Source organism: Nitrospirota bacterium (genome assembly GCA_040757595.1).
GTDB lineage: Bacteria > Nitrospirota > Nitrospiria > Nitrospirales > Nitrospiraceae > JBFLWP01.
In genome coordinates, this window is the sequence record JBFLWP010000018.1 from 1 (window position 1) to 19,855 (window position 19,855).

The following is a 19,855-nucleotide window of genomic DNA, read 5'->3' on the forward strand; positions in this document are numbered from 1 at the left end:
TCGGCGCGTGGCATCACGCGGGCGAGCATGTCAAAGAAGTTGGACGAGGAGATCGAGGTCTTCGCGTCGAAAGCCAAGGCGCTGCGCCGCTGGCGGATGATCTGGCCTGCTGAGAGGGCGGGCGCCCCGTCCAAGCGGCGCCCCCTCTCGTGACCGGTGATGAGTGACGGGTGACGAATGGAAAGATCAGACGGCTCAGCGGGGAGGTCTACGAACCGCTGCCCCGCCCTCGATTTCCGCGAGGCCGCCGTAACCTCGTCGATGATCTCCCAGCGCACTGGCTCGTCCCGGCTGAGGCGGTTCGCTCTCCCGTACCATTTCGCATTTGCAGGGTCCTGCACCGCTCCCGCATCGAGGAAGAGGGGGAGCGACATCGAACGGCTCGCGGCACCCGCCGGCCAGACCGCCGCCGCACAGTCCGGGTGCTCCCTCTCGGCCCCGACGAAATCCTCGGGCCGGTTCAGGCCGAGCAGGCCCTCCAGCAGGTCGTCGGTCATGTCTTCCAGGAGCAGCAGGTCCCAACCGAGGGCCGCGGCTCCGATCCGGGCCGTCCCGATCGCATGGCCGGCATCATGCTGACAGTAGCGGAAGGCCCGCTCCCCGTACTTCCAGGCCTCCCGCCAATGGATCGAGGAGAAGGCGATCAGGAAAGCGCCGGGCGGGAAGGCCTGCATGAGGGTCGCGAACCGCTCGGATTCCCAGTCGCTCCGCCGCTCCAGCACGTGCTCCCTGGGCGCATAATGGTACAGGCCGGGCGCTGGCGCCAAATCCGGGACGGCGCCGATCAAAAGATACCCCTCGGTCGGATGCAGGTTCCCGCTGGACGGGTTGCTGCGGAGGGCCCACCTGGTCTCCCCCGCCTGCTTCCAGGCCGAAATGGCCAGGGCGTATTCGAAGAACCGGGACAGGCTACGGAGCGAGACCGGTTCGGCGGGGACGCGCCCCCGACGGTAGAGATCGTCGTAGCGAGGGGACACGGGAGACTCCTCCGGCTTCAGAACCGGCAGGCGGACCGCCGGGCTCCCCTCAAATCGGCGGAAGGGATCGGGCTGGTTGGCCCAGTCCAGGTATCCCAGGGATCGGGCAAACCGGAAAAAATGATGTTTCGTCTCCTGATGATACCGGATGACGTGCTGGATCTGATCCATCGGCGGTCGAACCGGCTCACTGCGGGAAGGGATGGCTGCCGCACCGGGGACAGGACATGCGGACAGGACCGTCACAACAGTGGTAGAAAGAGTCATTCATGACGAGGAGGTTTTCTATGGCTCACCGCCGCGCCCGGTTCAATTGGCTGGCCGCCCTGCTCTTGACTACCGTGGGTCTCGCCCAGGCGCAGGATCTGATTTCCGCCACAGGTCTGGGCCGGCCGCCGGCCGACTCCGTTTCGCCCGCCCAGGCCTACGCCATGGCCGAACGGGCGGCCTTCCTGCAGGCCGTACGGGAGGCGGCGAACAAGGCAGGCCGTCAGCCGCCGCTGGACTATGCCGGCCCGATCAAGGTAGGGGCCGTCATCCGCGACTTCCGCATCACCAGGATCACACGTCTCCCAGACGGATCGGTCCAGGTAGAAGTGTCCGTGCCCCGATCCCGGATCGCCCAGTGAGCGCGCGATCCGCTCAGAGACGGCACTGGTTCCGCCTGGGAATGACGCAGATGAACCGGACGGCCGACCCCGCATCGGCCACGAAGCAATGCTGCTCCCCCGGCGCGATGAACACGGAATCTCCGGCTTGAAACGGGGTGGCGTTCTCTTCCGTCCGCACCAGGCCGCTCCCGGCCAGGATGAACACTTCGTGCTCCCACTCATGCCGGTGGAACGGGGTGCTGGCCCCCGGTTGGATGTCGAAGACCCGCATGGAGAAGTTCGGGGCTCCGTCCCGATCGGTGATCAGCTCCCGCATCTCCACCCCGGGCGGGGCGTCGGCATAGGTCCCGGGTGCGACCGTTCGGGAATGTTTGATAATCATGCCGGACCTCTCATGCACGCCCCGATGTCAGGTACCTTAGCACGCCCTCCTGAGCCGGACAAGCCGCCGCTTTCCCCGGATTCTGTCTCAATCCTTAGCCGCACGGCCGCCGATGTAACCGGCCGATTGTGGTATGATGCGCCCCCGCGATGCCTTTGATCTGGTGTTCCATCTCCGGTCACGGTTTCGGCCATGCGGCCCAGGTGGTCCCAGTCCTGAACGAATTGGGGCGACGGGTCCCAGGCCTTCACGCGATCCTGCGCACGACCGTCCCCCGTTCGTTTTTCGAAGGGCGCCTGACCATCCCCTGGGAGGTGAGCGCCGCCCGGCAGGACGTCGGCTGCGTGCAGCACGGTCCGCTGCACGTTGACGTCGCGGCGACCTGGATCGAGCACATTCGGCTGCACGAAGACTGGGACCGGCTCGTGACGACGGAGACGCGCGCCATCCAGGCCAGTGCGCCGAACCTGGTGCTCTCGGACATCTCCTACCTGGCCATCGAGGCAGGGGGCCGCGCCGGCCTTCCGACCGTCGGTCTGTGCAATCTTTCCTGGGACCGTGTCCTCGATCGTTTTCTCACGCCGGACAGGCAGGAACACCGCTCGGTGCTGTCGCACATCCGCCGGGCCTACGCCCTGACCGACCTGATGGTGCGCCTCGCTCCTGGAATAGAATTGGACGCGTTCCGGCGCGTCGCGGACGTCGGTCCGGTCGCCACGCCCTCCCCTCCGGACCGGGCGGCGCTCCTCGCCGCAACCGGCGCCTCTCCAGGAGAACGCCTCGTGCTCGTCGCCCTGGGGGGGATTCCCCTGCAGCACCTTCCCTGCAAGGCGCTGGACGAATTGAGCGGTTACCGCTTCGTCGTGGCCGGGCCGGTGCCGAGCGACGCCCGTCGAAGCCACGCGCTGTCTGCGGTCCCGCTCGCCTTCGGAACGGTCTTCGCGTCCGTCGACGTCGTCGTGTCGAAGCCGGGATACAACACCGTGGTGGAAGCCGTGGCCCTCGCCAAGCCCATGGTCTATGTTCCGCGCTCGAATTTCGTGGACGAGCCGGCGCTCGTCAAATACCTCCACCGCTTTGGCCGAGGGGTGGAACTGTCGTTGGAGGACTTTCACGCGGGACGGTGGAAGGCCGCGCTGGAACAGGTCGGGACCGTCTCCCCACCCGGCCAGACGGCGCCGGTCCCCACCGGCGCGAGCGAGGCGGCGTCGATTCTGGCTGGCTATCTGAACGGACGAGAGGCGCGGGGCTAGCGGCGAGAGGCAAGGGGTGGAACCGCGCGTCCCCTCGCCTCCCCTTTCCCTTACCTCTCGCCTCGCGCCTCGTACCCACCTGAATCTACATCGCCGTCACGATGTCCCTTTTCATCGGGCCCAAGGCTCCCAGCAGCTCGTTCTTCTCCCGCTCCGGCACCTTAAACTTGTCCAACGTTGCGACCAGATCTCCCACCAGGGCGTCGAACTGCTGCCCCGTGATCGCCATGCCCGCATGGGCCGATTTCATGTCCCTGCCCGTGTACTTGCAAGGCCCGCCGACGGCCTCGCAGATCTGATCCAGCAGCATAGCTTTCAGGTGCGGGATGTTGGCACTGGCAAACTTCCCGTTGATCCGCGGATCGGCCGCCACCCGCGCGACGAAATCGTCTACGACGGCCGTGATCGCCTCCTTCTTGCCCAGCCGCTCGTACAGCGAGGCGCCCGCCGATGCCCCGCCCGGCGCGCTTCCGCTCCCCGATGCGGTCATCTCGCCCGCGCACCCGGCGCCGGCGGCAACCACTCCCACCAATCCCCATATCAGCAGACCACGACGAATCATCGTTGCTCCTCCTCTGCTCTCCATAGTGGGTGGCCTCTTCGATCGCGCAGGCAAGTCGGCATCCCATCCGCCTTTGCCCGGGATCGCCCTCTGTCCCCACTACGGAGCGTCCGTGCTGCCGGATGTATGGGCCACGACCGGCGCGTTCCGTCCAGGCCAGCCGGCGTGGAGCAGGGCGAGCATCGCCAGGTGTCCGACCGCCCCGAGCGCGGGCAGCACCTGCTGCGAAACCTGTCCCTTCAGGAGCAGCTCGATCAACGCCACGAAACAGCCGAGCAGGAAGCCGTTATTTTCGTGAAAGAACAGCGATTTGGCCGACGGGAACGCCGCCCGCGCCCGCCGGAAGAAGTAGCCGCTATAGACGGCCGTCGCGAAAACGAAGAGCAGATAGACGGGCAGCCACCGTAGATCGTAGGGATGCTGTCGGAGGACGAGACCTTGGGCGTAATAGGCGCCCAACCCCGCCGCCACCATCCAAAACTCGAGGCGCTTGACTCGCACGAACAAGCCGAGCAGGCCGCCCAATAGCCATACACCAATGGTCGTGTAATAGGACACGAAGGTGGAGGACAGGTGAAATTGCAGATGCACGAAATAGCCGACCTGGCAGACGGCGAAGTAAAAGCCGGCGGTCAGCGCGAACAGACTGGGGAGCAGCGGGCTCACGGCCAGATCCGAAAGAACGAAGCAAAGGTTCGGTAGGTGGAGGGGGCCCATTCGAGCACGATGTCGAGATCGTCCATGGAGGTGACGGTTCTGTCTTGGACCAGCGGGCGGACCTGCGCCGGCTCAAAGACTTGATCCGCACCATTGGCTCCCCAGGTCTCCAGGAGGGCGACAAGGTCCTGCTTGCTGAAGGGCAGATCTTTCGAGGCATAGACGAACGTATTGTCGGCCGCCCGGCTGTTCAGGACCAGATAGTCGGAAAACACGGCGTCAACGGTCTTTTCCGTGGAACTCCCATACCGTCTCATGTCCGGGTCTCCGAACCATTCTCCCGTATAGATGGCCAGGACCCCCCGCGGCGACAATCGTCGCTTGACCAGCTCGTAGAACTCCCGCGTATAGAGCAGGGCGGTCTGCACGTAGACCGGCGGAACCAAGTCAATGACGATCAGATCGTACTGCTCCTGCGAGGAGCCGAGAAAATGCTTGGCATCGTCCACGTGGAGGGTCCAGCCCCTCACCTGATCGAGGTGGTTGAACTCGCGAAACAAGTCCTTGGTCAGCCCGACGACCTGCTCGTCGATCTCCACGGACTCCACCGTGCGGGCCGTTCGCGAAGCGTGGTAGACGGAGGAGAGGGAACCGGTGCCCACGATCAGCACACGGCCCCCCGGCGCAAGCAAGGACGGAACGCCAGCCAGGTACCGATTGAAGGCCTCCAGATTGGTCGGGTTGAAATATTCCCGTCCGTTCAGGAGCAGCCGCTTTTCCTTTCCCTCCACCAGCAACACGTCAATCCGGTTGTAGATGGACTGGGTGGAGGCCAGGACCTCGATCTGGGAGTAGCCGTCCCGTCCTCGGTAGAAATCCTCCGCCGCGGCCCGATCCAACGGGCCGTAGGACAATCCGTACAAGATTGCCGCCGGGACGCCCGCGAAGACGAGGGCCATCCTTCCAAACAGGAACGCGAGCATGATCGAGAGGTTGAGAAAATAGAGGACCAGGAGTGCAGCGAAGCTGGTCCGACCCGTCGTGAGAATGAGCGCGACGCCGAACATCGCTCCCCCCAGCTCGACGGCATAGCACCGAGCCAGAGGTTCCCCTTCTGCCGCCTCGGCTGCCTCCTCGCGAATCCCGATAAGATAGGGAAGAAAGACCGTTGCCAGCGGCGCCATCAAGAGCGTGCCGAAGGCCAGAAGCGAGAACGTCATGTGCGGCAGGGAGCGCTGGTACCAGAGGGCGGCCAGATCCTTGATCAGCCAAGGGAAGAACAATTGGCCCACGACCAGGACCGTGCAAACGTGCGGAAGCCAGCGGTGCAACGTCCTGGGGGAAAGCGCGTAGCCGAGGGAGCAACTGCCCAGGAACGCCACGAGGACCAGCAGGATCGTAACCTCGGACGACTCGAAGACCATGAGGAATTCCTTCATGGTCCAATATTGGGCGAGAATCAGGTTGATTCCCGCGCCGAACAGGATCCAGAGAGAGCGCGGAGTTGCCATTTCCCGTGTCCGGTCCCCCATTTGGCTGAAGCCGCCCGTCCGGACATCCCTGTACACGAACCCGTGTATTTGAGCAAGCTCAACAGAAGCCCGGTCCGCAAGCGGCCGCCATCCACGGAGCCCCGGCGAGCCGGCGCTTCTTCTTGACAAGCCCTTCGGCAGCCGTTAGGGTGACCTTCGGATAGCGATACGGAGAGGCCATGACCGCGCCCATTCGCATTGCAGACGACGTCGTGTTCCGGGATTTAGCGGGTGAAGCCGTGTTGCTGAACCTGGCCACCGGCACCTATTTCGGTCTGGATGAAGTGGGCACCAGAATCTGGACCCTCATCGGGCTCCACGGCCGGAAGGACAAGGTCATCGAGATTCTGCTCGGTGAGTACGAGGTGGAAGAAGCGCGGCTCCGCGAGGACGTGGACCGACTCCTCGGACGACTGGCCGAGAAGGGACTGGTGAAGATCGATGCTGAGGAAACTTCGCCGGCTGGCTAGCCTCTCGCCCGACGAGTGGCTCCTGTTGCCGCAGTTGTTCTTGGCGGCTCTGACGATCGGCGCCGGGACGCGGCTTCTTCCGCTCTCCTACCTGGCTCGTGTTCTCTCCCGTTGCGCCCGACATCCCTGGTTGTGCCGCGTTCCCGCGCTGCACCGTCAAGCCAGGCTTGAGCGACTGACCGCCCTTGTGGACATCGCCGCGCGGGCAACCTGCGGCGGCGGATATTGCCTGCGACGGTCCCTGCTCCTCTTCTGGCTCCTCAGCGCCCGTGACACGTCGGTCCGGCTCCTCATCGGCGTCGCCAAAGAGGCCGATGTCCTTCACGGGCACGCCTGGGTCGAACGAGGGGGGGAAATCGTGGGGGACTCTCCCGAAGTCGCCGAACAGTTCGCCACAGTCCTCACGTTCGACCCGAGATGAGCGGAATCGCCGGAATCCTCCATCGTGACGGCCAGCCGGTCAATCGGGCGGACCTATGGCGTCTGACGGACTGCCTCGCCCATCGCGGCCCGGACGGGCACGGTCACTGGATCAACGGCCCCGTTGGGCTGGGTCACGTGCTGCTCCAGACCACGCCGGAATCGTCTCATGAGCGGCAACCCTGGTCCGACGAGTCGGGGCGCCTCTGCCTGACCCTTGATGGACGGGTGGACAATCGGGACGAACTCCAGGGCGCACTCGAGGGAGCCGGCGCCACCTTCCGAAACGAGACCGACGCCGAGTTGGTCCTGCGCGCCTACGAATGCTGGGGGGAGGGCTGCGCCAAGCGGATCATCGGGGACTTCGCTTTTGCCATCTGGGATGAGCCGAGCCAGCGCCTGTTCTGCGCACGGGACCACATCGGCATCAGGCCCTTCTATTATTTCCTGTCCGGTCGGCTCTTCCTGTTCGGCTCGGAGCCGCACCTCATCCTCCGGCATCCCGACGTCCACCCAGAGCCCAACGAGGGGATGATCGGCGAGTATCTGGCCAACCAGGTGACCAGCCAGGAGGAGACGCTGTTTCGCGGAGTTCTCCGCCTCCCGCCAGCCCATTATCTCATCGTGACTCCCCGTTCGGTCCGCAAAACTCGCTACTGGGACGCCGACCCTTCGAACGAGCTGCATTACCGCGCCGACGCCGAGTACGCGGAGCACTTCCTGTCCGTCTTCGGCGAAGCGGTGCGGTGCAGGCTCCGCAGTCGCACCCCGGTCGGCGCCGATCTGAGCGGCGGGCTCGATTCGTCCTCCGTCGTCGGCTTGGTGCAATCGTTGGTCCGCCGAGGCGCTGTCCTCGACAAGGGCTTTGAGGCCTTTTCGCTGGTCTTTCCAGGGACGGCCTGCGACGAGAGCCCCTATATTGATGCCGTCGTCGAGCGGTGGGGACTCCGCGCGAATAAACTTCTGCCGGAATTTGCGGATGCAGACGCGATCGCTCTACAGATTCGCCGTCACCTGGATTTTCCGGACTATCCCAACCAGACCATGTCCAACCCCCTGTCGGCACTCGCCCGTGAGAAGGGGATCGCGGTCGTACTGACGGGGATCGGCGGCGACGACTGGCTGGGCTCTGGATTCCCCCCCCACGCGGATCTGCTCCGCTCGGGGCGCTGGCTCGCATTGATCCGACAGCTTCGGCAGGACCCTCAAGGGCTCGGGCTGATGCAGAACCTCCAAGAGTTGCTTGCGATCGTCCTTCCCGCCTGGGTGCTGCGCCCGTATAGATGGGCGGTTCGCCGCGACGGCCTGCCTCCCTGGATCGACGGCGGGTTCGCACGCCGCGTTGACTTGGCCGACCGGCTCCGCGCCCCATCGCCGGCCGGCCCCTTCACCAGCTATGCCCAGCGGGACATCTTCCTCTCGCTCCGGAGCGGAGAGCACACACTGTCCTGTGAATTGGTTGACCGTTCGGCCGCCAGGTTTGGCCTTGAGAATCGCCATCCCTTCAACGATCGGCGCTTCATCGAGTTCGTCTTGTCCCTGCCCCAGACGCAGCGGCAGCGGGACGGCCGGATCAAGTTCATCATGCGACAGGCCATGCGAGACTTGCTGCCCGACCTCGTGCGTGAGCGTCAGACCAAGGCGGAATTTTCACCGGTCTTCCTGCGCGCCTTCGAGACCCTGGGAGGCCGGCAGTTCTTTGCGTCCCTTTCCGCTGTGACGCAAGGATGGGTGTGCAAGGAGACGGTTTGCCGGATGTACGAAGAGACGCTCCGCGCCTCAGCCGACGACGAGGGGATTCCGCACGTCTGGCCCCTGTGGATGATCGCCGGCATGGATCTCTGGGGCAACGCCGCCCTGAAGGAGCCGATCGGTCGCATGCCTCCTGTGCGGCCGTATAGGGAAACCGCGGTGTCGCTCGCTTCATCCCCCAGTTTTGAATTAGAATGGACGAGGCAGCATTAGTCCTTACGCGATGGAGGACAGGTCATGCAGCGTGAAACGCGTCCGGTGGGCAGGAAAAAGCCTTATGCGCCCCCAACCCTGCTGGAGTACGGCAGCGTCGCCAAGCTGACGGAGAAAAAGAGCGGCTCCATCCCTGACGGCAAATCCGGGATGACGATGGGACACGGCAAGGGCGGCAAGGGTGGGATGCATCCAGGAATGGGGATGATGCTTGGTTTCGGGCTTGATGATGACTAGCGTGCCACCGGTCATCTCCGCAGCACGAAGTCGAGACAACCGTTCCGATGTCTTTCATTCTCGACGAGCATCGGCAATACCTCGCTGACGAAGCGCGCACGCGCGCCTTTCACCGGGCGATCGGCGAAGTCGTCAAGCCGGGCGACGTGGTCGTGGACCTGGGAGCTGGAACCGGCATCCTGGGACTCCTTGCCTGCCGGGCCGGGGCCAAGCGCGTCTATTCGGTCGAAGAAACCGCGATCATTGACTTGACCAGGGACCTCTGCCGGGCCAACGGATATGAAGACCGCGTGACGCTCATCAAAGAATCCTCGACCAGGGCCGAGCTTCCAGAGCGAGCCGACGTGGTGGTCGCGGATCAGATCGGCGAGTTCGGGTTCGATGCAGGGATCTTCGAATATTTTCGTGACGCCCGCGAGCGCTTCCTCAAGCCCGACGGAGTGACCATCCCGTCCCGCATTGACCTCCACGTCGCTCCTGTCGAGTTCCGTCAGATGTGGGAACGGGTTGAGTTCTGGAACACCTCACCGGAGGGATTCGATTTCTCTCCCGTTCGAGCTCGCGCCGTCAATGCCTGCTACTCGGTGAAGCTCCGCCCCGAGCAACTCCTCGGAGAGCCGGCGACGCTCGCATCTCTCGACCCCTCACGCGCACCGGCGACTTGGCTGAGGCTCGAAGCCTCGTGCCCGGTCCGGAGGGCCGGTACTCTCCACGGCATCGGCGGGTGGTTCTTCGCCCTGCTTTCCCCGAACGTCACCCTATCCAATTCCCCCCTGGCTGAAGCGCCGATCAACAGGCGGGCGGTGTTTTTCCCGATTGCCAGCCCGGTTGCCGTCGAAGAGGGAGACCGGGTCCGGATCACGATGAGCATCGTGCCGGCTGAGACGCTGATGACCTGGAAAGTTGACGTGTGGGGATCGGCCGTCCAGGACCGGCCGAAGGCAACCTTCACCCACTCCACCTTCCAGGGCATGCTGCTCTGCAAGGAGGATCTTCAGCGGACCCGGCCGGAGTTCGTCCCCATCCTCACTCCCTGGGGAGAGGCACGCCGATCCATCCTGGAGTTGTGCGACGGCAAGACCCCCCTGGCCGAGATCGAGAAGGAAGTTCACCGCCGGCACCAGGCCCTGTTCCGCTCGCCGGCCGAGGCCGCGCAGTTCGTGGCCGAGGTGGTCACCCGTTACGCCCGATGACGCTCAAGCTCGCACAGGGACTCCACTTCCATCGGTACCGAGTGAGCGGTCTGGTTCTGGCCAGCGAGCTCCATCTGCCGGAGCTCACTCCCCTCCAGGATCAGCCCGTCACGGAGGGACCAGAGATCCTCGTCCGCCTCGCGGGAGAAGGGCACCACTTTCCCAAAATTTCCGACTGGTTCTTGACCATGACGCTGCCCGACGGGGAGCCTTGGCTCTCTTGCGGCCGGGTTGCAGCCGGAAGCACCTCGAACGCCAGCTACCTGCTCCATTTCCCAGGACTGGGCGATTTCCTGGTGGATGCAGCGGGGCAGGAGATTGCCTGCAAGGCCAAGCCAGGAACGGGAGAGGAGGCTCTCAGGCACCTGCTCCTGAACCAAGTGCTGCCGCTGGTGCTCAACCTGCGCGGGCGGGAGGTTCTTCATGCCACCACCGTGCTCACGCCCGCAGGGGCCTGCGCATTCACCGGCCAGACCGGCTCGGGCAAGTCCACGCTGGCCGCCGGCTTCCTGCTCGCCGGCTACCCCGTCATCAGCGACGACTGCCTCTTGCTGGACGAGCGGAACGGACGTATCGCCGCCATTCCCGCTTATCCGGGCATCAGACTGTGGGACGATGCGCTTGAGGCCCTGCACGGAGCCCATGAGAAGTTTCCAACCACCGCCCCCTATACGACCAAACGCCGGCTCCTGGTCCCAAACCAGCGAGAGCAGTTCCCGACCGAGCCAGTTCCCCTGGCGCGGGTCTATTGCCTGGAAGGGCCCGCCGGTTGTCACGAGGCGGAGCCTCTCTCACCACCTTCCATTCGGCACCTGAGGCGCCGGGACTCATTCATGCACCTGCTGCCCTGCCTGTTCCGGCTCGACATCCAGGATCGGGCCATGCTCACCAGGCAGTTCCTCTTTCTCGACCGGCTCGTCGCCCGGGTCCCCGTCCGTCAGCTCGTCGTTCCTCCGGACTTCTCCTCTTTGCCGCTGGCGCGGGAGGCTGTTCTGGCAGACCTCCGAACCGGGTGAGCCGATGCTCCTTCCCGTCATTCGCCCGTTCCTGCTACAACTTCTGCGAGACTCGGAACAGGAGGATGGGATGTCGTCCTCCCTGTTCGAGGCGGAATGGGGACAAGTCCTCTCCGATGCGGCCGAGCACGGGGTGACTGGAATCCTCTATCGGCGGCTCAAGGCTGCAGATCCGGCGCACCGGCCACCGGCCTCCGCATGGCAGGAGCTCCGTCACGCCGCTCATCAAATCGCGGCCAAGAACCTGTCGTTCGCGCACGAGCTTGCGACCATCTTGCGCGCCTGCCGCGCCGCGGGCCTGGACTGCATCCCCCTGCGCGGCCTGGCCCTGGCCGAACAACTCGGCTGGGATCTCACCGCCAGGCCGATGAACGATCTGGATCTCCTGGTCCGCCGCGAGGATCTCGCCCTGGCAGCGGAAACCCTGACTGCTCTGGGCTACCGGGAGATCGACCGGCGACCCGGCTTTGCCCGGACCTTTTCCTACACGCTGGAGTTCATTAGAAGCGGAACCGGCCAGCCGTTGGTCGAGCCCCATTGGACCATCGCCTATCCTCCCTTCGCGGATCGGGTGGACATGGCCAAGGTTTGGCAGCGACGCCGGCGGGGGACGGTGGCGGGGCTCGACACCTCCCTGCTCGATCCGACCGATCTTCTGCTGCACCTCTGCTTCCACTTGATCCACAAGGGAGAGGAGGCACCCCTCCTGTGGTGGTACGAACTCCACCGCCTGATCCGGCAACAGGGGGCCTCGCTCGACTGGCCGGACATCGTCCTCATTACCCATCAGACCGGCCAGGGCCTGTTCCTCGCCGAAGCTCTGAATCAGCTCCGGCAACTGTTTGGTTCGCCTGTCCCTCCCTCCGTCTTGGCCCTCCTCACCGAAACGGGCTTAGCGGGCAGGCGAGCCCCGGCTTGCTCGGGACTGGAGGAACGCCTGGTCCGCCTCTTGGCCGGCGATGACCAGGTGGACGGCCGGGAAAGTTTCGCTCAACTCCTGACCATCAAGGGCCTCCGCCCCAGACTCCGCTTCGCGTTTGCCCTGCTCTTCCCCACCTCCGCCTTCATGCGGTTCCATTACGGACTGTCCGGCCGGACTCAGGTGGCCGTCTGGTACGTGAAGCGTCTCCTGTTTCTGGTCCGCGAGGGGGCCAAGGGCCTCGCCCGTCTGATCTTCCCGGCCGGGAAATCGCTCCCCTCCTCACCCAGCTAGACTCACCGCGGTCGAGCTGCATCGCGGGACACGCAAGATCCTTGCATCCTTTTGCGTGCATCGCCCGTAGGTTATGGTATGATGCCCGCCGACGCAGGCACCTCAGATCTCCGTGAGCACGGCGCCCATGGGATCCACGCCCCGATCGGTCTCCTCCACCGTTCAACCGGCCCTCTTGGCCCGCGTCGCCAAGGGGGATCAGCAGGCCTTCGAACAACTCTACGATCAGTCCAGCTCCCTGCTCTTCACGCTGGCGGTGAAGATCCTCGGCGACCGCGACGAGGCGGCCGAGCTGCTGCAGGAAGTGTATCTGGAAATCTGGCGGAAAAGCCTCCGCTTCGACGCCGGGCGCGGCACGCCGACGGCGTGGCTCGTGACGGTCACGCGCAGCCGCGCCATTGACCGGCTCAGGGCCGGGACTGCGAGGGGGCATGGGCGGACGGACCCCCTGGACGCCGCCGCGGCCGCCGAGTTGAAGGATGATCGCCCCAGCCCCCTGGACGATCGGGCCGGCCAGGAACTGCGCACGGCGGTGGAGAAGGCCCTGGCGGATCTCCCGGAAGATCAGCAACAGGCGGTCATGCTCGCATTCTACGAAGGGCTGTCCCACACGGAGATCGCCGCGCGGCTGAACCAGCCGCTGGGCACGGTCAAAACCAGGATCAGGCTCGGCATGGGCAAGCTCAAGGACGACCTGCGGCCCTGGTGGGATCAAGGGTGATGGTGGAGAGGGAATCGGTGTCGCACGAGACTTTCGAAGAGGCCCTGCCGCTCTACGCCGTCGGGGCACTGGACCGCCAGGATCGCCAGCCGATCGAGGCGCACCTCCTGACCGGCTGTCCTGTCTGCCACGCCGCGTTGAAAGAATACCGTGCCGCGGCGGGACTCCTCCCCTACGGGCTTCCGCCGGTCCCCGCGCCCCCCTCTTTAAAGGGACGGATCGTCGGGGCGCTCGCGCAGAAGCCCTCCGTGCAGGAGACGGCCAAGCCGGCCGAGCCACCACCCCGTCTGGAGCCGGGCCGGTGGCTCAATCACGTGATCCCGCCGGAGCCTCCCTGGTACAGCGTCTTCTTCCGTCCAGCCTTCGTGCTGGTGCTCACCCTGGCCGTGGCGGGCACGGGCTTCTACGCCTGGACCCTCCGGTCTCGGGTGCTCGACGAGAGCGTGCAGCGTCAGCACGTGGAGGCGGCCCTGCAAGCCGAAACCGCGCGCCTGGCCACGTTGCAACGGCAGGTGGCGGAGCAGGAGCGCCTGTTGGCCGGCTTGCGGGAGGAGATCACGCATCGGTCCGGCGACGTGGGCGATCTCCTCGGAACCCTGACCGAGCGGGAAGCCGAGCTGGACCGACTGCGGGCGCAGGCGAGCGACCAGCAACGGGAGATCGCCGGGCTTCGCAAGACGCTCGCGCAGCGCGACGAGATGCTGGCTTTCCTGCGGTCCCCCAACGTCAAGGTGGTCTCGCTCGCCGGAGCGGATCAGGCCAAGTCGGCCGGCGCCCTGCTGTTGTTCGATCCGGAGAGCAAGAAGGCGTTTTTCTACGGCTTCAACATGCCGCCGCTTCCGGCCGGCAAGACCTACCAGCTCTGGGCCATCGCGGGCAAGCCGATCAGCGCCGGAGTGTTCGGAACCGACGCCGGCCAGAAGAGCCGGCTCGTGATCCGCAGCATCCCCGACCCGGCCGACGTCGCCAAGTTCGCGGTCAGCATGGAGCCGGAAGGCGGCCGACCGCAGCCCACCGGAGAGATCTATCTCGTCGGGCAGCTCTGATCGCCACCCGCATCTTTTTCTTGACAGTTCATTCCAACGCCGCTACAAGAGCCCGGCTTTCACGCCGTCTGTCGCTGATCCCCATCCGCAACCGAGGAGAAGACCATCACCGCGCGGTTCTGCAGGAGGACGGGGAAACTGTCTTTCTGGGCCTGGCTGACAGGCCTGTTGGTTTCCTGCGCCTCGATCTGCCCGTCCGTCGTTCACGCCCTTGAGAAATACGGACGGCCCCTGCCGGCGATCGGCGACGTCGGCGAGGAAGGCGTCGCCAGGGGCAAAGAGGAGCTGGAAGGAGCGGGGCAAGAGGAGTGGCTGCGGGGCTATCTGCTGACGGCCGCCTTCCTCGACAATCCTACGTTCGCCGCGCGGCCGAACAACACGGGGTTGGTCGGGCTCCGGCACATGATCCACCTGGAGACGGACCTCTACAAGGACTATCTCCAGTTCTACACGGACCAGAACTTCTTTTCGGACCGGAAGAGGGGCTGGATCACCTTGACCGAATGGGACCAGACCTACGCGTTCACCGGCTCGCTGGGCAACTGGGGCTGGCGCATCCAGTATGAAAAGGACTCCCCCCTGGACCGGAGCGGTCTCTCGCAATCCTACGGCGACTCGGTCATCACCTATGCGATCGACCCGCTGGCGACGCGAAGCTGGTGGAAGCAGCTCTTTCCCTCCCAGAACCTCACCGCCTACGCCGGCGCCGGTTGGCTGTTTTACAATGACACGTACTTCGCCCGTCCGGACAACACCGGGCGGGCCCTCTACCGCTACGTCGCCCACGCGGACTTGGACCTCTACAAGAACCGCGTCGTGGTCTTCGGCGACACGAACTTCTTCACCGACCGGCAGTCGAGCAACGCGGTCCGCCCGTCGGAGTTGGATTGGATGGTCGGCATCGCCTTCCGTTGGGGCCATGCTGAGATCAGCCTCTACCACGAGGCGGACATGCCGTTGGACCGTGACGGCTTGATCCAGCGATATACGGCAATTCAACTCCGATACGAATTCGAGTGGATGAAGGGGAAAGCGGCCGCCCTCAAGTGACAGCGGGTGGGCCTTCTCCGTCACAAGCCGCTGTGATAAGATGCGCGCGTTTGAAAGCCTTCAGCCCTCAGCGTTCAGCGATCAGCTCCCTCCCTCGATCCCTCCCCTCAAGAAGGGGGAGGAAAGGTGGGGGTGGAGTTGACTGCTGATCGCTTCCCAGCTATGACCGACAACGACATCGCATACATGCAGTTGGCCCTGGAGGCCGCAAAGCGGGCTCCAGCCATCGGGGAAGTCCCGATCGGGGCGGTCCTGGTGCGGGATGGGCAGGTCCTGGCGCAGGCCCACAACCTCCGGGAGGTCTGGCAGGACCCGACCGCCCATGCGGAAGTCGTGGCCATCCGCGAGGCCGCTACGCGGTCGGGCACCTGGCGGCTGACCGGTACGACCCTCTATGTGACCGTGGAGCCCTGTGCAATGTGCATCGGTGCCGTCATCCTATCCCGCATTGACCGGCTGATCTTCGGTGCCAAGGACCCCAAGGCCGGCGCCTGCGGCTCGATCTTCAACCTGCCGGACGAGCGCCGGCTGAATCACCGGGTTGAAGTCGTGGGCGGGGTCTTGGAGCAGGAGAGCCAGGACCTGCTCCAGGCCTTTTTCAGAGGTCTACGCGAAAACGTCGAAGAGCGAACGAGACAATGAAGAACCGTTGCTCGTGAAGCGTCGTTCGTGAAGCGCCAACTGCAAGAATCAAGGTGATGAAGCCGCTGAGGTATTCTCTCCGGGCGTCCGGAACCATCACATGACGCCCGGCTAGCGCAAGCGAGGTGGAGAGGTGCGAGAGTGGCCGAATCGGGCGGTCTCGAAAACCGCTGTCGGGGCAACTCGACCGTGGGTTCGAATCCCACCCTCTCCGCCACACCGAGCTTGCTTGGCGGGAGCGCGAAAGCGAGATCCGCAGCGAATCTCTCCTCTCAACAGGCAGTGCCGCGCCAGCAGTACCAACAGGCAGTGACGTTCTATGGCCATGAAACGGTGTCGCGTCCCGCGACTTCAATTGCAAAACTGTTTAGTATGGAGCAGCACGACCGTTCCAGCCACACGGGAGGTTGGGATTCGAACGAGAGGGATCGCGGGGGAGAGAAACTCGGCATGCCGCTACTTGAGCCGGTTGCGGATTCGGGCGATCATCTCGGCCAGTTCCGCCTGCCCCAGCCTCTTCGCTTCGTGCTTCACGCTCCACACCGCCTCCAGCGGAGCCGGGTCGGTGGCCAGCCTCGGAATCACGTGCCAGTGGATGTGGGACAGTTGATTGCCCAGCAGCCCGTAGTTGATCTTGACCGGGCGAAACTCTGAGGCCAGCGCCTCGGCCACCAGGCTGACCTCTTCGATGACCTGGCTCCGCTCCTCCCGGCTCAGCTCGAACAGCTCGGTCGCGTGCCGCTTGAGCACGAGGACCGTCCAGCCGGGAAAGAACTGATCCTCGAACAGGTAGGCGACGGTCAACCCGCAGTCGGCGATCCGGTGGTCCGGCAGGGGCCATCGTCCCGCACAGGCCTTGCAATCGTCGCGGCTCACCGCTGCGTCCTTTCCCGATTTACCGCTCACGGACTGGCCTTTCGGATCAGCGCCCTCCGGAGCTCGACCATCCCGAGCGTGTCCCGCGCACAGTAGCGGAGGAGCGCCTGCCTCAGCCGCTCCTTCTCCACCCAGTCGGTCTCCTCAAAGACCATCCGCTGATAGGCCAAGGCCGCCAGGCTCCCCTCCCGGATTTCCAGGTCTCCATAGTCCAGGTGCGGCGCGAGGGCCGGCAGGACGGACTTGATCGAGTAGGACCCGGCGAACTGCGGGTGGTAATACTGGGCCCTGATCACCGGGAGCAGGTCCCACAGGCGCGCGATCACGCGCTCCAGATCCTTCCTGAGTCCGGGCAGGGCCTCGATCAGGCCTTCCAGGATCATCCGCTCGTAGCCGGAATAGACGCAGATGCTTCCTTCTTCCCCGACCGAGGCCAGCAGCGCCAGGGCCAGCTCTTCTCTCGGGTCTCGCGCCTCCACACAGAGGTACTCCTCGTGCCGGACGGTCCCATCCTCCGCTTCGACATGGTTGGACCATTGGGTCGGAATCGCCTGGTAAGGCCTGGTTCCTTGGTACTTGGGGACGGCCGGCATGAAGGTCTCGAAGTCCAGGTGATGGACCGGATACCGGGCCGATTCCAGCAGACTCCTGAGTCCGGGCCCGATCCATTCGGCGTTTTCCTTGACGCGCTGCTGGATGATGGTCAGGGGATACGAGAGCGGAATCTCGTCAATGGTCTGGACCCCCTGGGCCGCAAGCGGCTCAATGGTCCTGGCTCCGCCCGGCAGATGATAGATCCAGCGCTCCGGCTTGTCTTTGGTGCAATGGGCCCAGAAGGGACATTCGTAGGGTTGATGGCAGTGGCTGTCCGGCTCGACGGCCGGAGGGGACGGGGCGGCCAGCATCGCCTTCATCCCGGCCAGCCGGCCGGGCACGGAGGGCAGAAGCTCCGCCACGGGAGACGTGAGATCTTCAATGGAGAACAGCCGGTCGAGATTCAGTTCCCCTCCCTGATAGACATAGCCGGTGTCGAGGTGCATGAGGGAGGAGCCGGCGAGCGGGAGACCGGCTCCCTGGAGCACGTAGGCCTGGACGGCCAGATCGTCCAAATGGACGGTCTTGACCCTGGTGGAGGACTTGACTTCGATCAGCCGCCAGGCGTCCGGTCCCGTCGGCTGCCGCCGTATCCGCTCCAGCACGTCCACCCGGACCAGCACCTGGTCACACTCGAAGGTTCCTTCGAATATGGCCGGCACCAAGGGATCGGCCAGCAGTTGGGCGGTCTGCTTGAGGGCCTCGCCAGATGGCGGTGATCCGCCTCGACCAGGACCCCGCCGGGGAACCTGGCCCTGGCCAGGGCTCCGATGCCGGTGCCCCTCTCCAGGATGGCTCGAGTCTGTTCGTCCGGTTCGGCGGCCAGGTCCGGATGGTGGATTTCCAGATAGAGCCGCTTGGGGCACTGGAGACCGGAGAGGAATTTCGACTTGGACAGCCGAATGTCGTTCAAGGGGATTGAATTCGTGACGAGTGACGCGTCACGCGTGACGCGTGACAGAGGCTCCATCGGCTTTCAGCGAGGGCCTCGTGTCCTTGCCCGGCCCCGTCGTCAATTCGATGCGGGCCACGCCCTTGACGTTGGCGCAGAGATCTCCCAGCCCGGGCGCCACCAGCCGAAAGGGCCCGCCCTTCTGCTCAGGCAGGGGCTCCCCGTCGAGCTCATAGATCAGGATGCCGTAGTCCCGCGCCTGCTGCATCGTCAGGCTGGCGGCAAACCGTCCGTCCTGCGAATGGAACGTCACATGGTCGGCACTGACCGCCGCGGTGGGCAGATCGAGGAGGCCCCTGACGCGGACGCCCCGGCCCTTCATGCCCTGCGCCACGGCGCCGACATCCGGCACGTGATGCTCGGCCGGCAACTGAGCCAGGGCGGTCCGATCCAAGGCGACCGGCTGGATCACGGCCCCGTCGATCCGGAGCACGCCCGGCCCGCTCTTCTCGCGCCCGGTGATGACCTTGACCAGGGCCGTCATCGCCTCGTTCAGCGGGGTGGGGATGCCCAGCTCCCGCCCCTTCCGTGCAACGTAGCCGTTGAGGGACTCGATCTCGGTCGGACGGCCGGCCTTCCAGTCGTCATACATGGACGTGTGGATGTCGCGAATCTCCTGCGTCCAGCGCACGACCTTGCCGGCCATGTCCGCCGCCAGCGGCACCTTCAGGGCGGCCGAAACCGCCGCCACCTCTTCCACGAGCTGGCGGATCACGCCCAGCATCTCCGGATGATCCAACGCCTTGGCCACGCGGTCGTTGATGAGCACCGTCAGGGGATTGAAGACGCAGTTCCAGCACATCTTCTCCCACTTGCTCCGGCGGATGTCCTCGACGATCTGGCAGGGCAGGCCCGCCTGCGTGAAGATTTCGGCGATCCGGAGCACCCGTTCGCTTCTGTGTCCGAGCAGCTCGCCGATCGCCACGCTCCCGCGCTTGTAATGTTCGATCACCCCCGGCTCGACGATCTTGGCATAGATGAAGGCCACCCCGCCCACCACGCAGTCCCGGTGGAACCGGCTCAGGATGCGGTCCTCCGTGTCCACCCCGTTCTGCAGCGTCAACAGGACCGTCCGCTCGGTCATGACCGGCTCGATCTGGGTGAGGGCTTCGTCCAGATCGTAGGCCTTGACCGAGAGAACGATCAGGTCCGGCCTGGGCAGCTCGCGAGGGTCGGAAGCGGCCGGCGGGTGCACGGTGAAGGTGCCGGCCGGGCTTCTGAGGATCAGGCCGTGGTTCCTCACGGCTTGAAGGGTCCTGGGCCGGAGCAGGAAGGACACGTGGGGATTGTGCCGGGCCAGGTGGGCGCCGAAAAATCCCCCGACCGCCCCGGCTCCGACCATCATGATCTGTTGCATGGAGTCTCCTGAAAATCGCCATCGGCTGTCAGCCTTCAGCCCTCAATGGCTCTTGACTCGACGCGGAGAGGGGTGACGGGGGGACGCGGCGAACTCTGCTTCGTTCCGCCGCCCTGTCTCCGCGTCCCC

The 19,855-nt window shown here is 65.0% G+C and carries 22 protein-coding genes and 1 tRNA gene; 14 read left to right on the forward strand and 9 right to left on the reverse strand.

All coding sequences use genetic code 11. From position 1 onward, the window contains the following. The coding region (locus tag AB1411_14315; protein ID MEW6544769.1) for a SagB/ThcOx family dehydrogenase at positions 1-1,148 on the reverse strand (1,148 nt) is incomplete at its 3' end. Between the two features lie 116 nt (positions 1,149-1,264). Between AB1411_14315 and AB1411_14320 the strand changes: the two genes are divergently transcribed. Then, positions 1,265-1,606, forward strand: coding sequence for a hypothetical protein (locus AB1411_14320; protein ID MEW6544770.1), 342 nt, complete (start codon positions 1,265-1,267; stop codon positions 1,604-1,606). Positions 1,607-1,619: 13 nt separating this feature from the next. Here AB1411_14320 and AB1411_14325 read toward each other — a convergent pair whose 3' ends face one another. Next, positions 1,620-1,970, reverse strand: coding sequence for a cupin domain-containing protein (locus AB1411_14325; GenBank protein MEW6544771.1), 351 nt, complete (start codon positions 1,968-1,970; stop codon positions 1,620-1,622). A gap of 203 nt (positions 1,971-2,173) precedes the next feature. Here AB1411_14325 and AB1411_14330 point away from each other — a divergent pair, with 203 nt between their 5' ends. Beyond that, positions 2,174-3,223, forward strand: a complete 1,050-nt coding sequence (locus tag AB1411_14330) for a hypothetical protein (GenBank protein MEW6544772.1) — start codon at positions 2,174-2,176, stop codon at positions 3,221-3,223. An 85-nt stretch (positions 3,224-3,308) separates the two neighbouring features. Here the strand turns inward: AB1411_14330 and AB1411_14335 are convergent, their stop codons facing one another. From AB1411_14335 to AB1411_14345, 3 genes are all read right to left on the reverse strand, one after another. Then, positions 3,309-3,785, reverse strand: coding sequence for a group 1 truncated hemoglobin (locus AB1411_14335; protein MEW6544773.1), 477 nt, complete (start codon positions 3,783-3,785; stop codon positions 3,309-3,311). 99 nt (positions 3,786-3,884) lie between these two features. After that, positions 3,885-4,451, reverse strand: coding sequence for a hypothetical protein (locus tag AB1411_14340; protein MEW6544774.1), 567 nt, complete (start codon positions 4,449-4,451; stop codon positions 3,885-3,887). Next, on the reverse strand, positions 4,448-5,953 hold the full coding sequence (locus AB1411_14345) for a hypothetical protein (GenBank protein MEW6544775.1): 1,506 nt from the start codon (positions 5,951-5,953) through the stop codon (positions 4,448-4,450). The genes AB1411_14340 and AB1411_14345 overlap by 4 nt, the downstream gene beginning before the upstream one ends. A 200-nt stretch (positions 5,954-6,153) precedes the next feature. On the opposite strand from AB1411_14345, the gene AB1411_14350 reads away from it, so the two are divergent. The 12 genes from AB1411_14350 to AB1411_14405 all read left to right on the forward strand — a co-directional run bounded on the left by AB1411_14350 (position 6,154) and on the right by AB1411_14405 (position 16,164). After that, a complete protein-coding gene (locus tag AB1411_14350) occupies positions 6,154-6,444 on the forward strand; it encodes a PqqD family protein (GenBank protein MEW6544776.1) in 291 nt (96 codons plus the stop codon). Next, positions 6,416-6,865 carry a lasso peptide biosynthesis B2 protein gene (locus tag AB1411_14355; GenBank protein MEW6544777.1) on the forward strand — a complete coding sequence of 150 codons (450 nt, stop codon included), beginning with the start codon at positions 6,416-6,418 and terminating at the stop codon, positions 6,863-6,865. The genes AB1411_14350 and AB1411_14355 overlap by 29 nt, the downstream gene beginning before the upstream one ends. Beyond that, positions 6,862-8,829 (forward strand): asparagine synthase (glutamine-hydrolyzing), encoded by a 1,968-nt coding sequence (gene asnB, locus AB1411_14360; GenBank protein ID MEW6544778.1) that lies wholly within the window; start codon positions 6,862-6,864, stop codon positions 8,827-8,829. Before AB1411_14355 ends, asnB begins: the two co-directional genes overlap by 4 nt. Before the next feature lie 24 nt (positions 8,830-8,853). Further along, positions 8,854-9,066: a lasso RiPP family leader peptide-containing protein gene (locus tag AB1411_14365; GenBank protein MEW6544779.1), complete on the forward strand. Its 213-nt coding sequence runs from the start codon at positions 8,854-8,856 to the stop codon at positions 9,064-9,066. Positions 9,067-9,113: 47 nt separating this feature from the next. After that, positions 9,114-10,259 (forward strand): 50S ribosomal protein L11 methyltransferase, encoded by a 1,146-nt coding sequence (locus AB1411_14370; GenBank protein ID MEW6544780.1) that lies wholly within the window; start codon positions 9,114-9,116, stop codon positions 10,257-10,259. Continuing rightward, complete coding sequence (locus tag AB1411_14375; protein ID MEW6544781.1) at positions 10,256-11,275, forward strand: hypothetical protein; 1,020 nt, start codon at positions 10,256-10,258, stop codon at positions 11,273-11,275. The genes AB1411_14370 and AB1411_14375 overlap by 4 nt, the downstream gene beginning before the upstream one ends. Positions 11,276-11,345: 70 nt before the next feature. Continuing rightward, positions 11,346-12,488, forward strand: a complete 1,143-nt coding sequence (locus AB1411_14380) for a nucleotidyltransferase family protein (protein MEW6544782.1) — start codon at positions 11,346-11,348, stop codon at positions 12,486-12,488. 127 nt (positions 12,489-12,615) lie between these two features. Continuing rightward, complete coding sequence (locus tag AB1411_14385) at positions 12,616-13,209, forward strand: sigma-70 family RNA polymerase sigma factor (protein ID MEW6544783.1); 594 nt, start codon at positions 12,616-12,618, stop codon at positions 13,207-13,209. Then, a complete protein-coding gene (locus AB1411_14390; protein MEW6544784.1) occupies positions 13,209-14,255 on the forward strand; it encodes an anti-sigma factor in 1,047 nt (348 codons plus the stop codon). The genes AB1411_14385 and AB1411_14390 overlap by 1 nt, the downstream gene beginning before the upstream one ends. 168 nt (positions 14,256-14,423) lie before the next feature. Further along, entirely contained in the window at positions 14,424-15,305 is an 882-nt protein-coding gene (locus AB1411_14395; protein MEW6544785.1) for a hypothetical protein, read from the forward strand. Positions 15,306-15,437: 132 nt separating this feature from the next. Further along, complete coding sequence (gene tadA / locus AB1411_14400; protein ID MEW6544786.1) at positions 15,438-15,947, forward strand: tRNA adenosine(34) deaminase TadA; 510 nt, start codon at positions 15,438-15,440, stop codon at positions 15,945-15,947. Between the two features lie 127 nt (positions 15,948-16,074). After that, positions 16,075-16,164: transfer RNA gene (locus tag AB1411_14405), tRNA-Ser, on the forward strand. 239 nt (positions 16,165-16,403) lie between these two features. On the opposite strand, the gene AB1411_14410 is transcribed toward AB1411_14405, so the two are convergent. From AB1411_14410 to AB1411_14425, 4 genes are read right to left on the reverse strand one after another with little or no spacing between them, the layout of a single operon-like run. Further along, positions 16,404-16,823 (reverse strand): HIT family protein, encoded by a 420-nt coding sequence (locus tag AB1411_14410; GenBank protein ID MEW6544787.1) that lies wholly within the window; start codon positions 16,821-16,823, stop codon positions 16,404-16,406. A gap of 26 nt (positions 16,824-16,849) precedes the next feature. Next, entirely contained in the window at positions 16,850-18,079 is a 1,230-nt protein-coding gene (locus AB1411_14415; GenBank protein MEW6544788.1) for a DUF2779 domain-containing protein, read from the reverse strand. Beyond that, entirely contained in the window at positions 17,971-18,330 is a 360-nt protein-coding gene (locus AB1411_14420) for a hypothetical protein (protein MEW6544789.1), read from the reverse strand. Before AB1411_14420 ends, AB1411_14415 begins: the two co-directional genes overlap by 109 nt. Positions 18,331-18,358: 28 nt before the next feature. Continuing rightward, on the reverse strand, positions 18,359-19,726 hold the full coding sequence (locus tag AB1411_14425) for a 2-dehydropantoate 2-reductase (protein MEW6544790.1): 1,368 nt from the start codon (positions 19,724-19,726) through the stop codon (positions 18,359-18,361). Positions 19,727-19,855 lie beyond the last annotated feature (129 nt).